Genomic DNA, 14,403 nt, shown 5'->3' with positions numbered 1-14,403 from the left:
CGTATCAAAATACGGGTAAGGACATAATGGAGCATTCGGCGAACAGGTCTGATCTTGTTCGGAGCTTGATCTCCAATGCCGAATGTCCTTTTTCATTGTCGTACGGTGGATTCACCAAGCCACCTTATTACACTGCAAAGGAGACGTAACCGTATATGAACGCACAATCCAATCACAAACATCATGTCAGACAGGCGCTATTGATTGGCGATTACGGTGATGATGCACCGTACCACCCGCTGGATCGGATTCAGTCGCACATCCATACACTGATGCCAGAGGGCTGGGAATTGCATATTAGCGACGATTACGAAATGTTCGAAATGGAGCGACTGGAAGCCTACGATGTGTGCATCGTCTACACCGATGCATTCAACAAGAAGATTAGCCCGGAGCATGCCGCCGGTATCATTACATATGTGGTCAATGGAGGCGGACTGCTTATCCTGCATTGCGGCGTGTCTTTGCAGGAACATAACTATGAATTACGACAGCTGATGGGCGCGCAATATCGCGGTCATACCGACTACCGCAAGCTAGACATGCACATCGCTTCGCCAGGACATCCGATCATGCAGGGAATCTCTTCATTCAGCATGGAGGAGGAGCCGTATGAGTTCAATTTACTCGCTGGCGCGGAGCGCACCATTCTAATGGAGTACAGCATGGACGATGATACTTGGCCAGCAGGATGGTGCTCCACATACGGTCTAGGACGCACGGTCTACCTGATGCCGGGACATCATGCCCCTTCATTTGAATATGAGCAATTCCAGCGCATGATCGTACAAGGATTGAACTGGGCTGCCGGGATTTTGTAGCATGCAGATCATAGTAGCAAGATGATAGCAAGCCAAATGAAGATGAGATTAGGCATATGACGCTCAAACCGTTATACTGGAAACAGACACAATATGCATGGTCATATTGTCATGCTCCGGTAAGGGGAACTGGAACGAGCATGTCCCATTCTACTTTTACCGGACCATGCCAATATGCAGACTGCTTGGTTGTATTTAATCTATGTCAGGAGGAACGGAAATGAGCGATTTGTTCAAAAAAGCGATATCCCTAGGTCTTGGTGTGACAGTCGTCAGCAAAGAGAAAGTGGAAAAGGCGGTTAACGATCTCGTGAAACGCGGGGAACTGGCACCATCCGAATCCAATGCCCTGATTGATCGTCTGATGGATCGCGGTGCCGAAGAGCAGGGTCAGATTAAGGACTGGGTACGCCTACAGGTGCAAAAAGCCCTGACCGAGTTAGATGTACCGACCAAAGCGACCGTTGAACAACTGGAACAGCGGATCACTGTGCTGGAGAAGCGCCTGGCTGAGAAAGAACAGGAACAGCCGCAGCCGCCATTGTCATAAGATGTCTCTCCATATCCGGCATGCCGGAAGGTACAGAGAAATCGCCATGGCGCTGATGCGTCATGGCTTTGGTTATATGGTCGAGGAACTGGGTCTGAACCGGATGCTGGCGATTCCACTCAAGCTAGTACGCCGTGAGACGCAGGGCATCCGTACGGTGGGCGAACGGATTCGACTCGTGTTGGAAGAACTGGGACCGACCTTTATCAAGTTGGGGCAGCTGGCGAGTACACGTTCGGATTTGCTGCCGGAAAATGTCATTGAAGAACTAGTCAAGTTACAAGATCAGGTGCCGCCATTTGCCGGTGAAGAAGCGCGGCAGATTATCGAGTTAGAGCTAGGTGCATCGCTGGAAGATATGCTGGAGAACTTTCAGGAGCAGCCGATCGCGGCGGCTTCGATTGGGCAGGTACATCTGGGGAAATTGCATACCGGCGAAATGGTAGCGATCAAAGTACAACGTCCGGGCGTGGCGCGCATCGTAAATCGCGATCTGGAGATTTTGCAGGATCTGATTGGCATTGCTCGTCGTCATATGGACTGGGTGTCTCATTACAATATTGACAAGATCATCGAGGAATTTTCCAAATCGATGCGTGCGGAGCTGGATTACAATGTGGAAGGACGCAACATGGAGCGGCTTGCACAGAACTTTGACGGCGACCGCAATATCCAGATTCCGAAGACGTTCTGGAATTATACATCTGCCCGTGTGCTAACGATGGAGTTCGTCGATGGCATTCATATGGGGCGTCCCGACCAGATTGTGCAGCAGGGATTGCAGCTGTCGAATGTGGCGCAGCGATTGGTCGACTCGATGCTCAAGCAGATTTTTATCGATGGCTTCTTCCATGCCGATCCGCATCCGGGCAATTTGCTGGCGCTGCGGGATGGACGCATCGCTTATCTGGACTTTGGTATGATGGGACGTCTCAATACGGATACGAAAAATGGACTCGCGTCCTTCGTCATCGCCTTATTACGCAAAAATACGGACAGTATGGTACGAGCGATTATGCGACTCGGCTTTGTGCCGGATGATATTAACATCTCTGCCATGCGCGGTGAGCTGGAACGATTGCGAGAGCAGTACTACGATGTACCGTTCTCGCAAATTGATCTGGGGGAAGCGCTGAACGAGATGTTTGCGATTATTCGTAACTACCGGATTGATATTCCGTCCGATCTGGCACTGCTTGGCAAGGCGCTCATTACGCTGGAAGGCGTGATTGAACGGCTTGATCCATCACTCAGCATCCTCAATATGGCGGAACCGTTCGGCAGGCGACTGCTGGGCGAGCGCTATAGCCCGAAAAAGCTGCGTGAACGTATTACCGATGGTGCTTTTCAGGCGGTTGAAGTGTTGACTGATCTGCCGAGGCAGGCGTCGGAACTATCGCGGATGATTCGCTCTGGCAAGCTCAAAGTCGAAGTCAACGTACCGGAGCTGGGCGAATTGCTGCACAAGATGGATCAGATTGTGAACCGGCTGGCCTTCAGTATCGTGCTACTGGCGTTCTGTATCATTATGGTTGGGCTGATTATCGGTTCGTCGCTGCGTGACCAGACGCCGATCTTGTGGGGGCTGCCGGTAGTCGAGATTGGCTTTATTATCGCGACGCTGATGGTCATCTGGCTATTGTTTGCTATTTTCAAATCAGGCAGGTTTTGAAATTAATCTATGTAAGGTAAATTTAGAATGATTTGATTAGTAATCTAAAAACTTATGTAATATACATCAAAAAGGATCAGCATATAGCTGATCCTTTTTTCATTTGAAAATAGTAAACCTTTTTGATTTTAAGTGAGCAATAGCTTATTTTTATAAAAAAATCTTTAATATAAATCATATTATTCCGATATATCAGTATCTTGCGAAAATAAAAGGAGTAGATCTGATGAAGAATTATTTTAAATTAAAGTTATTAGTCATAGCTAGCTTGTTTACAGGAGTATTCACTTTGTTACCAAGTTATACATATGCAGCAGCGGTAGGAACCGTACTCATATCACCAGAAGACGGTTGGACCAGATATGATGATACAAGTACACAATTTGTTTATACAGGTACATGGACACAAAATAAATCAACAAATTATTATGGTGGTAGTATCAAATTGAGTAAGCAGTCAGGTAATCAGATCCAATTTGGTTTTAATGGAACCAAAATCAGAATTATTACAGACGGGAATTCTGATCATACCTCTAATGAGGAAATTATAGTTGATGGAGTGAAAGACACATTTACATTAAAAAGAAGTGCAAATTATCAATATTTAAGCTATGAGAAAACTGGATTGAATAATGGATACCATAGTGTAATTATTCGATCAGCTGATACAGATTATGCTTCATTAGACGCTGTTGATATTGATAGCTCTGGTCAACTCTCAGAATACTTACCTGTGACTAACTTGAAGTTGAAAGCTGATGATAATAGTGTTTCAATGACTTGGGATGAAAAATCTACAGCTGGTCTGACTTATAACATTAAAAGAAGTTTAAAAACTGGTGGGCCTTACACTACAGTGGCTGAAAAACTGGATAGTACTTCTTATACAGATAAAAGTGTTAAAAATAATATTATTTATTATTATATTATAGAAACTGTTTCTTCAAATGCTGTTGCTGCCGTTTCCGATGAGAAAAGCATTAATCCTCCTTTTAATGAAACTGAAGGTATGCAGGGTTATGCTGTACCTTTGAATACTACCATTAAAGCTACGAATACCTATAATGCCATTGTATCTGCTGAAAAGGTGATTGATAGAGATTTGGATACGAACTGGAACGCAGGTACTTATGTAGGAACTCTTGAAATGAGCTTCCCAAAGCCTGTAAAATTGAATTTTGTTCAATTTGCATCTCAAACTACTCCGTCATCAACAATTAAATTGATAATATACGGATTGAAAAATGGGCAATGGTCACAAATCGCTCCGGAAACATCAATAACAGTTTCAGCAACAACTGCGTTACGCGTGCTTGAACCTGTTGCGGTAACGGAAGGCCCTTATGAGGGTCTTCGTGTTATTGTTAATGGTGGTTCTTCTTGGGCAGCTATTCATGAGCTCACCCTTGGAATTGTAAGAGAGCAGAGTGTTACCGAACCTGACCCAATTGATCCGGGTTCAGAAGAACCGAATGGGAATCGAGCAATTTTAACTGTAGTGTTGAATACAGGGATGGAGAAAGAATACGATTTGAGTATGTCAGAAGTTCAAAGCTTTATTGATTGGTATGAAGCGAAACAAGCTGGAAATGGAAGAGCATCGTATGCAATTGATAAACATGACAACAACCAAGGTCCCTTTATTAATCGCAAAGATTATTTGATTTTTGATAAGATATTGACATTTGAAGTGAGTGAATATTCAAGTTGATATCTTGTTTGCTCAAAATAAATTGAAAATCATAACGCTTACAATATAATAGAGGGCTGGCACATTGCTGGGGCTTTGGATATAATAGAAATCTATCTGTATCCACGGCTCCGGCTTTTCTGCGAGAGAAAAGTCATTTACAAACAAGCATGGCGCTTCATCTGATCAGTAACGTCCGGGAATGCAAGTCCATTCAATCGGATCGCTGCTCCATGCCCGAAAGAGGATGATCATGACGTATAAACAACAATGGTTCGGTAATATCCGACCTGATGTGCTGGCAGGGATTACGGTAGCCCTTGCCTTGATACCGGAAGCCATCGGCTTCTCGATTATTGCGGGTGTTGACCCGATGGTCGGCTTGTATGCTTCCATTTGTATTGCGATTGTCATTTCGCTGGCGGGTGGACGACCGGGGATGATCTCGGCGGCAACCGGAGCGATTGCGGTGCTAGTCGGTACGCTGGTAGCGCAGCATGGAGTGGAATATTTGTTTGCAGCAACGATTCTGGCGGGGATGTTCCAGATTATTCTTGGCTGGCTGAAGATTGGACGCTTCATTACCTTTATTCCGCAGTCAGTTATGACTGGATTCGTGAATGCGCTAGCGATTGTTATCTTCTCGGCACAGCTGCCGCAGTTTGTTGGAGCCAACTGGCTGATGTATGCGCTGGTAGCGCTAACGCTGGCGATTATTTATATTTTGCCGCTGTTTACCAAAGCTGTTCCGGCGCCGCTCGTAGCGATTATTATCGTATCGCTGCTCACGTACTTCCTTCATCTGGATGTGCGTACCGTTGGCGATATGGGCAAGCTGAGCAATGAGCTACCATTTTTCCACTTGCCGATGGTGGAGCTGAGCTGGGATTTGTTTGTTACGATTTTGCCGTATTCCATCTCAATTGCTTTTGTCGGGTTGCTGGAATCGCTGCTGACAGCGACCATTGTCGATGAAATGACCGAAACGAAAAGCGATAAAAACCGCGAAGCCAAAGGACAAGGGCTAGCGAATATCGTCAGCGGCTTGTTCGGCGGGATGGCGGGTTGTGCGATGATCGGACAATCGGTCATTAACGTCAAATCGGGTGGACGTGGACGACTGTCCACCTTTATCGCAGGTTCATTTCTGCTGGTGCTGTTGGTTGTGCTCGGTACGATTGTACGTGAGGTGCCAATGGCAGCGCTGGTGGGTGTAATGATCATGGTGTCCATCGGTACATTTAGCTGGAATTCACTGCTGACCATTCACAAAGTACCACTGGCAGAAGCGATCATTATGGTGACCGTTGTTGTGATCGTCGTGCTGACCGACAATCTGTCGATCGGTGTAGGCGTCGGCGTTGTGATGAGTGCGCTGCGTTTCGGTTGGAAGATGTCGCAGCTGCATATCGAAGAAACTGCACAATCGACACCGCAGCATCGGATCTATCAAGTGCGTGGACAGATGTTTTTCGGGACGATGAGCCAGTTTGTCGATCATTTCAAACCGGCGGACGATTCGCAGGATGTGACTATCGACTTTGCCCGTTCGCATATTTGGGATCACTCGGCGGTCATTGGTATCGGCAAGCTCAAGGACAAGTACGAGCAACATGGTAAAGTACTGCATATTCGCGGTCTGAATGAAGAAAGTCGCGAATTGTATGAGCGCCTTAGTCACGGCTCAATTTCGTCCGGGCATTGACGGAAACCGGAATACACGTTATATTGACGCTAGAGACGTCTGCACTTTGACGGCGTTTCGCTATGTAAACAAGCTGTAATGATGAACAAATGAACATGTCGTATTTCGTATGATTATATCGTGTCGGTGATTGATCGGCACTGAAGCATCGGGATGAGCCGATGCTTCTTTTTACGAGCGGACGTTGAATGAACAGATAGATAATCATCTGTACATGGCGTACGACTCTGGCCTGGGCCGTATGGATTTGCGGTTGCATCATGATGTGCGGACGGGCTGCCCAATATGAAGGAAGAACAGGTGAACACAGTGACAAATTTTAACTCTTTCAATATTTCGTCTGCGGCAGTAGAATTGCTCGCAGCGAACGGCATTGCCCAGCCGACTGAAGTGCAACAGGCATCCATTCCGCTTCTGCTCCAGGGCGAAGACGCGATTGTACAGGCGAAGACCGGTACAGGTAAGACACTGGCATTTTTGCTGCCTATTTTTGAAAAATTGAACTTGAACGTAACCGGTGCTCCGCAGGCGCTGATCGTAGCGCCAACGCGTGAATTGGCGCTGCAAATCGCTACCGAAGCGCGCAAGCTTGCTGACGCTTACGAAGGCGTACGTATTCTGGCAGCTTACGGCGGTCAAGATGTAGAGCGTCAGCTGCGCAAGCTGGAAGGCGGTTGCCATCTGGTCGTCGGTACACCGGGCCGTTTGCTTGACCATATGGGTCGTGGCACGCTGGATATGACGAAGATTCGCACGCTCGTACTGGATGAAGCGGATCAAATGCTGCATATGGGATTCTTGAAGGAAGTGGAGCAGATCATTCTGGCAACTTCACCATCCCGCCAAACGATGCTGTTCTCTGCAACGATTCCAGAAGGCGTTCGTCGCTTGTCCGCACAATATATGCGCAAACCGCATGATATTCGTGTTGGCACCGAAGAAACCGTTCCACTGAACCTAATCCGTCAGCTCGTTGTAGAATGTACGCCACGCGGCAAACTGGCTGCACTGCAAGAATATATCGACCGTGAGCAACCGTATCTGGCAGTGATTTTCTGCCGTACGAAGCGTCGTGCTGCTAAGCTGAACGAAGAATTGCAGGAACTGGGCTACTCCTCGGACGAGCTGCATGGCGATCTGTCTCAGAACAAGCGCGAGCAAGTTATGAAGGCATTCCGCGAAGCGAAGCTGCAATTGCTTGTAGCGACAGATGTGGCAGCGCGTGGGATTGACGTCGAAGGTGTGACGCACGTATTCAACTATGATATCCCACAGGATGTCGAATATTATATTCACCGTATCGGTCGTACCGGACGTGCAGGTGGCAAAGGTCGTGCGATTACATTCGTAACGCCACATGATCGCCGCGAACTGGAGCAGATTGAACGCGAGACGTCGCAGAAATTGCAACGCGAAATCTCTCGTACGTCCGCGCAATCCGATGATTCCGGTGAGCTGCTGTCCAATGTACGCGAGCACAAACCGCGCAGCGGCGGCAGTGGTCGTACGACCGAATCCGGTAGAAATGGCAAAAACAAACGCAGTTCTGCTGGCGGTTATGGCAGTCGTGGCGGTTCCTCTCAACAGGGCGGACGTTCTTCCGGTGGTCGCCGTGGCGGTGGTACAGGTCGTACAACGGAACGCAGCAACGAGCGTGCAGGTGAACGTACCAATGACCGCGGCGCATCCGCAGAATTTAGCGGTCCGAAACGCACAGGCAAAAACAAGCGTAACGAACGTTCTGCACGCCCGGATAGCCCGGCAAGTACAAGTGCGGTATCCCGCCGTACAGATGAAGAAGGCAACTTCCGCCGCGATTCATCCAAAGGCAACGGTGCTGCTTCCAACGCTGGCAATGCACGTACACGCGAATACGGAGCAAGCAACCGTAAAGGCAGCAGCACTGGCGGACGCAGCACTGGTAATAGTGCAAGCCGTAGTGGTAGTGCCTACGAAGCAGGTGGACGCAGTTACGGAAATGGCGCTGGCAGCAATCGCAGCTCTGGTGGCGCAGGCGGTCGCAACGCGGGCGGACGTAGCTCCGGCGCTACTGGCGGTAATCGTTCCGGCAACGCAGGTGGACGCAGCTCCAGTAACACTGGTGGCAATCGCTCTAGCAATGCGGGCGGACGTAGCTCGGATAGCCGTCGCGGTCGTCGTTAATTGGGATTATCGTTATAAGCCCTATCCATATATATGGATGGCGGGATACATTATTCTTTTTACCATTCTCAAGCGTCATAACACGCCAAGCAGGATGCTCCCTAGTCGGAGCATCCTTTTTTTACATCTGATCATCTGAGCCATTGTCGCGCCTTCGTGTGTTGTGCTGACGTGAGGGCTGACTTTTATCATTGCTTTCCCTACGTAGACTGCGGATCGCTTCTGTCAGTTCTTTTACCGTTTCATCCAGCTGATTCAATTGCTTTTCCATATTTTGCAAAACATATTTTAACAGTACAAAACAAAGCGCTACCGGAAAGCCAACCGTCGTGACCAGCCCCGTTACATCGGCAATCGTCATTTGCTCATTCCTCCCTTGAGAATAGGACATATTCCGTTCATCTATAATGGTAAAAAACTCGCCCTTTTTACAACAAAACTGGGCATGATGGAGTTAGTGAACGCTTAACGATTGCCCAATGGGACATATGTCCTTTATGAATAGATGGATATGCCTTTTAATGGGAAAAGGGTTCATTGTAGCGAAGATTCGTACGGTAAGGGATTGGGAGGTTTGTCATGTGTTCAAAGGCATTTTATTCGCACTGCTTGGTGGTGCGTGCATTACATTGCAGGGCGTAGCGAACAACCGGATTAGCTACGATATCGGCACTTGGCAGGCAGCGACGATTACGCAGCTGACTGGCTTTATTTTGGCGGCACTGATGCTGCTGATCGTGCGCGATGGCAACTGGCAAGGATTGCGGAAGGTGAAGCCGCTCTACTGGTTTGGCGGTGCATTCGCGTCGGTTATTATCTTTAGCGAAGTGACGGCGATTCAGTATATCGGGGTTACATTTACCGTGTCAGCGCTGCTCATTGCACAGCTATGTATGACCTTTGTGGTGGATAGCAACGGTTGGTTCGGCGTACTCCGGCAAAAGATCACATTGCCGCAATGTCTCGGCGTACTGCTGATGATCGCTGGCGTCGTTATTTTAAAATTATAAACGAGCATTACATGCCAATATACACAATGAAACGACACAACGGATCAATTATCCGTCATCCATATAGCAGGGGGGATACACATGGTTATGGGCATACTGCTCGCGGCAGTTGCAGGCGCGCTTGTTAGTCTGCAAACGATTTTTAACAATCAGGTCAACAATAAGGTTGGCTCATGGGCAACAACGACGCTGGTGCTGGGAATGGGCTTTATCGCTTCGCTGACCGCCAGCCTGATCTTTGAAGGCAAAGGAACGTTTTCGCTGCAACATATGCAGCCATGGTACTGGATTAGCGGTGCGATTGGAGTTGGCGTTGTGTTCTGCCTTGTGCAGGGTATTCGCCGTCTGGGACCGACATTTGCCACATCCATCGTCTTGATTGCTCAGCTCAGTACGGCACTGTTGTTCGATACGACAGGCTGGCTGGTGCTGGAGCGCATTCCACTGACGCCCGGCAAAGTTATCGGCGTACTCGTGATCGTCGCTGGTATTATCGTGTACAAATTCGGCGACCGCTGGTTTGGCAAAGCAGCAGTCAAAAAGAACAAATCCGTACCATCGCATACACTTCATTCGTAAGCTCGTCACCTATATCTCAAAAAAAGCCTTCCCCCGTCAATCGTAAACGGGGTGAAGGCTTTTGGTTGTATTCATCAATATTATCCGGCGTTAGCAATCACATGCAGACTAGAGCGGGTATCCTCATAATTGCGATACGCTCCGGCAATCTTGGTCAGCATCCACTGCTGATTATGCTTGCGGTAATGTACCGTAACCGCATTGGGTAGCAGACAGATCATTTCATCCGGTAGCTCAAAAATATCCATTTCCAGCGACATACGCGTTGCCAGCAGTGATAATCCTTCCGGCGCGCCGATGCCGATCTCGCCGCAATCGGACATATCTGCCCAAATATCCATACTGTCAAATAAATACGTACCAGAGCTTTGAAAGGTCATATGGACTGCGTGTCCGGCATAATGAAACGTCAACACCTCATGCTGCCCATCGCTCCACACTTCATCCGCCAGCGGCTTGAGCTTGTCCAGCGCAGGCGATGCACCGTCGGACAGACAAAGTGGAAGACTTCCCTGTACTGCATACTGTTCCACTGGAATTCCAGCGATGGCTGTTCTTAATTTGCCGTTCATCGGTTCACCACTTTCCGCTAATGTTGGGTACTGACTATCAAGCATAATTGTTGGAGCCGGTATGAGTATTATACCGCGTTCTGCTGAAAAAGTTACTTTTACGTTCAGCATACCAACTTTTTGCCCATCTCTGCTATAGTAAAGAAAGTCAAAATCAGCAACAATACAGGACAAGAGCATATCAAATGAGAACAAAATAATCTCCATATATAGAAAGTATATATAAAAAGATCGTTTCCTCACACAAAGACATCAAATCGACAACAATAGGAGTGATTGAATATGAGTATGGAACAAATGGACAAAATGAAAAAGAAACTACCCGATTGGCTGGAAACGAGTCGCCTGCGCACGGGACAGGGCGACGTAGCATCCTATATTCCTGAACTTGCCAAAGCATCTCGCGATGCACTTGGGATCTACATCGCTGACTCGCAGGGCGAAAGTATCTCCGCTGGCGATTGCGGTCTCAAATTCACCATGCAAAGCATCTCCAAAGTATTCACCCTCATTCTGGCGCTGATCGATCATGGCGAAGAAGCGGTCTTTTACAATGTAGGCAAGGAGCCAACCGGCGACGACTTTAATTCCATGATCAAACTGGAACTGGTCGAGCCGGGCATCCCGTTCAACCCGCTCATCAATGCCGGAGCAATCACCGTCTCCTCCCTGATCGCAGGCGATAGCCCGGAAGAGAAATCCAAACGCATTCTAGAATTTTTCCGTAAACTGTCCAGCAACGATACGCTGGATTACAATATGGACGTGTACAGCTCTGAACTGGAAACTGGCGATTTAAACCGCTCACTCGCCTATTTCCTCAAGCAAAACGGCGTGCTCAAAGACCCAGTCGAAGACGTGCTGTCCGTCTATTTCCGTCATTGTTCTATCGAAGTGACCTGCGCTGACCTGTCCCGTATGGCGCTCGTACTTGCCTTCGATGGCGTCGATCCACACACCGGCGAGAAGCTTATCCCACGCCGCTACGTCCAGATCGCCAAAACATTCATGGTCACCTGCGGCATGTATAACGCTTCTGGCGAATTCGCCATCGAAGTCGGGCTGCCCGCCAAAAGTGGCGTCTCCGGCGGCATCCTAACCTTAGTTCCCGGTCAATACGGCATCGGTCTCGTCGGCCCATCCCTAAACCACCGCGGCAACAGCATCGCCGGTGTCCATCTATTGGAACGTCTGTCCAAAGAATTCGACTGGAGCCTGTTTTAAAAGACAGTTCCCTGATTCCTTCCTGAAGTGAAAGATGCCATGCACCAAGTTCCAACACCCATGGCATCCCTCAAACCATTAGGAAATTAGCCGCCTTTTTACGATTTCAGGTTGACAAGTGATAATGATTATCAGTATCTTAAACTATATGCTTTGCAAATGAAGTTATCATGAACACATCTGTATAGAAGAAAATAACTAACTAGCATACACACCCACAATGAGCTGTCCGTTTATCCATGATGGATGTCGGCGGCTCCATTTATATGTATTGATTATGAGATTTAGAAAGAGGCTTGCTTATGACTCGCAGTACGCATGTAAAAGGCCGGCAGACCTCGCCGAAAGAAGAAATCTGGTCGCGTCCTTACGCAGCGCTTCTGATTATTATCGGCGGTTTGATTTTGCTGGCTGCCGGATTGGCGTTTTCGGTCGCCAAAGGAAGTCGGCAAATCCCGCTGGATGTCGTCTGGCAGGCTTTGGTTCATTTTAATCCATCCAATCAGGATCATCAGGTGATCTGGGAGCTACGGCTTCCGCGTGCCATTGCCGGTGCACTAGTTGGAGCATCGTTTGCCGTCGCTGGTGCGCTCATGCAGGGGATGACGCGTAACCCGTTAGCAGATCCCGGTTTGCTTGGGATCAATGCCGGTGCAGGTTTTGTATTGGCACTGTGTTTTGCTTTTTTCCCTGGACTGAGCTTTAACCAGCTGATTATGTTTTCATTTCTCGGCGCAGCGCTGAGTGTAGTACTCGTCTATGGCATAGGCTCGCTGTCACGCGGCGGTTTAACGCCAGTGCGGTTAGCACTGGCAGGCGCAGCAGTTGCAGCAATGCTTGTTGCATTATCGGAAGGCATTGCGCTGTACTTCCGCATTTCACAGGACTTGGCGTTCTGGTATGCGGGCGGAGTGGCAGGCGTTACGTGGAGTCAGGTGAATATCCTATGGCCGTGGATTACAGCGGCGCTGATTGGTTCATTTCTGCTTTCTCGATCGATAACAATTCTCAGTCTGGGCGATGATGTCGCTTCTGGTTTGGGACAGCGCACGGCGTTAGTACGGCTTGGTGCTGTACTGGTCGTGATGGTGCTGGCAGGCGCTTCGGTATCGACAGTCGGCGCTATTGGCTTCATCGGTCTGATGATTCCACATGCTGCGCGTGCACTCGTTGGTGTGGATTACAAATGGGTAATTCCGACATCTGCCATTCTCGGTGCATTGTTGCTCGTATTCGCCGATACGTTCGGACGATTGCTTAATCCGCCCACCGAGCAGCCTGTTAGTGCGCTGATTGCCCTGATCGGGGTTCCTTACTTCTTCTATGTCATTCGGAAGAAAGTGGGGGATAATCTGTGAATCAGGTCATATTCAATCGTAAACGAACGATTCGCACGATCATTACGTTAGTTGTTCTGGCGATTGCTGCTTTTGTTGTCTTGCTTCTTAGCATGAATACTGGCTTTACGAAAATGTCACCAATGGAAGTGCTACGCACCTTATTTGGCGGCGGAACCGCGCGGGATGAACTTATCCTATTTCAATTTCGGTTGCCGCGTATCGTGATCGCTTTGCTCGTCGGTATGGGCTTGGCGGTCGCAGGAGCGATTTTGCAAGGTGTCTCGCGTAATGCGCTGGCTGATCCCGGTATCCTCGGCATCAATTCTGGTGCAGGGCTCGCAGTCGTGCTGTTCGTCGTGACCAATCCTATGCGAGAGTCGGCATCACCGATGCTGCTGCCATTTCTGGCACTGATCGGTGCATTCGCTGCCGCAACCGGTATCTATCTGATGGCTTACAAAAAAAACAAGGGCATCTCGTCCTCACGTCTCGTGCTGTCGGGAATTGCGATGGCAGCAGGCATCAATGCGCTTATGATCGTATTGACCTTGCAGCTCGATCCGAATGAATTTAACTTTATCGCGACATGGCAAGCAGGCAGCATCTGGGGCAGTAGCTGGAAATTCGTTACGGCATTGTTGCCATGGATTATCGTCTTGCTGCCAGCAGCATTATGGAAAGCAAGACAGATGGACGTATTCTCACTCGGTGACGATACAGCGACCGGACTTGGTTCGTATTTAAATCGCCAGCGACTATTATTGCTCGTAATTGCAGTAGCGCTGAGCGCCGCCTGTGTTGCCGTTAGCGGCGGCATTGGCTTTATTGGATTATTGGGTCCGCATATTGCACGCCGTCTCGTCGGTCCGCGTTATGAGCACGTCATTCCAGTCAGTGCGCTGATCGGTGCAGTGCTGCTGCTCATCGCTGATATGGTCGGTCGCACCCTGATGGAAAATTCGGAAATTCCCGCAGGTGTGATGGTTGCCATTATCGGCGGACCGTACTTTCTATACTTACTAGCACGCTCGCGCGCTTGAACGGATGGAAAGACATTGTCGCATGTCTCATATAGCG

At 48.7% G+C, this 14,403-nt stretch carries 12 protein-coding genes and 1 pseudogene; 11 read left to right on the top strand and 2 right to left on the bottom strand.

Annotation, left to right across the window (positions count from 1 at the left end; genetic code table 11):
• Positions 1–155 precede the first annotated feature (155 nt).
• The 6 genes and pseudogenes from ACDE64_RS21275 (at position 156) to ACDE64_RS21250 (ending at position 8,601) form a co-directional block, all read left to right on the top strand.
• Complete coding sequence (locus ACDE64_RS21275; RefSeq protein ID WP_411344058.1) at positions 156–821, top strand: ThuA domain-containing protein; 666 nt, start codon at positions 156–158, stop codon at positions 819–821.
• A gap of 220 nt (positions 822–1,041) precedes the next feature.
• Positions 1,042–1,371, top strand: a complete 330-nt coding sequence (locus tag ACDE64_RS21270) for a phasin family protein (protein WP_367063737.1) — start codon at positions 1,042–1,044, stop codon at positions 1,369–1,371.
• A 1-nt stretch (position 1,372) separates the two neighbouring features.
• Positions 1,373–3,043 carry an ABC1 kinase family protein gene (locus tag ACDE64_RS21265; protein ID WP_411344057.1) on the top strand — a complete coding sequence of 557 codons (1,671 nt, stop codon included), beginning with the start codon at positions 1,373–1,375 and terminating at the stop codon, positions 3,041–3,043.
• Positions 3,044–4,505: 1,462 nt separating this feature from the next.
• Positions 4,506–4,754, top strand: a pseudogene (locus tag ACDE64_RS21260) (ran-binding protein 10); the annotation flags it as partial.
• A gap of 232 nt (positions 4,755–4,986) precedes the next feature.
• The gene (locus tag ACDE64_RS21255) at positions 4,987–6,438 is read left to right on the top strand and encodes a SulP family inorganic anion transporter (protein ID WP_411348201.1); all 1,452 of its coding nucleotides are present in this window, start codon (positions 4,987–4,989) and stop codon (positions 6,436–6,438) included.
• A gap of 309 nt (positions 6,439–6,747) precedes the next feature.
• On the top strand, positions 6,748–8,601 hold the full coding sequence (locus ACDE64_RS21250) for a DEAD/DEAH box helicase (protein WP_411350361.1): 1,854 nt from the start codon (positions 6,748–6,750) through the stop codon (positions 8,599–8,601).
• Between the two features lie 121 nt (positions 8,602–8,722).
• Here the strand turns inward: ACDE64_RS21250 and ACDE64_RS21245 are convergent, their stop codons facing one another.
• Positions 8,723–8,962 carry a hypothetical protein gene (locus ACDE64_RS21245; RefSeq protein WP_411348200.1) on the bottom strand — a complete coding sequence of 80 codons (240 nt, stop codon included), beginning with the start codon at positions 8,960–8,962 and terminating at the stop codon, positions 8,723–8,725.
• Positions 8,963–9,182: 220 nt separating this feature from the next.
• On the opposite strand from ACDE64_RS21245, the gene ACDE64_RS21240 reads away from it, so the two are divergent.
• Together ACDE64_RS21240 and ACDE64_RS21235 are read left to right on the top strand one after the other, a co-directional pair.
• On the top strand, positions 9,183–9,611 hold the full coding sequence (locus tag ACDE64_RS21240) for a DMT family transporter (RefSeq protein ID WP_411348199.1): 429 nt from the start codon (positions 9,183–9,185) through the stop codon (positions 9,609–9,611).
• An 81-nt stretch (positions 9,612–9,692) separates the two neighbouring features.
• Positions 9,693–10,190, top strand: a complete 498-nt coding sequence (locus tag ACDE64_RS21235; protein ID WP_411344053.1) for a DMT family transporter — start codon at positions 9,693–9,695, stop codon at positions 10,188–10,190.
• A gap of 80 nt (positions 10,191–10,270) precedes the next feature.
• Here ACDE64_RS21235 and ACDE64_RS21230 read toward each other — a convergent pair whose 3' ends face one another.
• On the bottom strand, positions 10,271–10,762 hold the full coding sequence (locus ACDE64_RS21230) for a hypothetical protein (RefSeq protein WP_411348198.1): 492 nt from the start codon (positions 10,760–10,762) through the stop codon (positions 10,271–10,273).
• A 282-nt stretch (positions 10,763–11,044) separates the two neighbouring features.
• Between ACDE64_RS21230 and glsA the strand changes: the two genes are divergently transcribed.
• The 3 genes from glsA to ACDE64_RS21215 all read left to right on the top strand — a co-directional run bounded on the left by glsA (position 11,045) and on the right by ACDE64_RS21215 (position 14,366).
• Positions 11,045–11,986, top strand: coding sequence for a glutaminase A (gene glsA, locus ACDE64_RS21225; protein ID WP_411348197.1), 942 nt, complete (start codon positions 11,045–11,047; stop codon positions 11,984–11,986).
• 302 nt (positions 11,987–12,288) lie between these two features.
• The gene (locus ACDE64_RS21220) at positions 12,289–13,344 is read left to right on the top strand and encodes a FecCD family ABC transporter permease (RefSeq protein ID WP_411348196.1); all 1,056 of its coding nucleotides are present in this window, start codon (positions 12,289–12,291) and stop codon (positions 13,342–13,344) included.
• Positions 13,341–14,366 (top strand): FecCD family ABC transporter permease, encoded by a 1,026-nt coding sequence (locus ACDE64_RS21215; RefSeq protein ID WP_411348195.1) that lies wholly within the window; start codon positions 13,341–13,343, stop codon positions 14,364–14,366. The genes ACDE64_RS21220 and ACDE64_RS21215 overlap by 4 nt, the downstream gene beginning before the upstream one ends.
• The last annotated feature ends 37 nt before the right edge of the window (positions 14,367–14,403 follow it).

Origin of the sequence: Paenibacillus sp. WLX2291, from assembly GCF_046603665.1 — a bacterium.
Taxonomy (GTDB): domain Bacteria; phylum Bacillota; class Bacilli; order Paenibacillales; family Paenibacillaceae; genus Saccharibacillus.
Note: the sequence above shows the minus strand (reverse complement) of the source record. Positions and strands in the feature narration are given on the sequence as shown.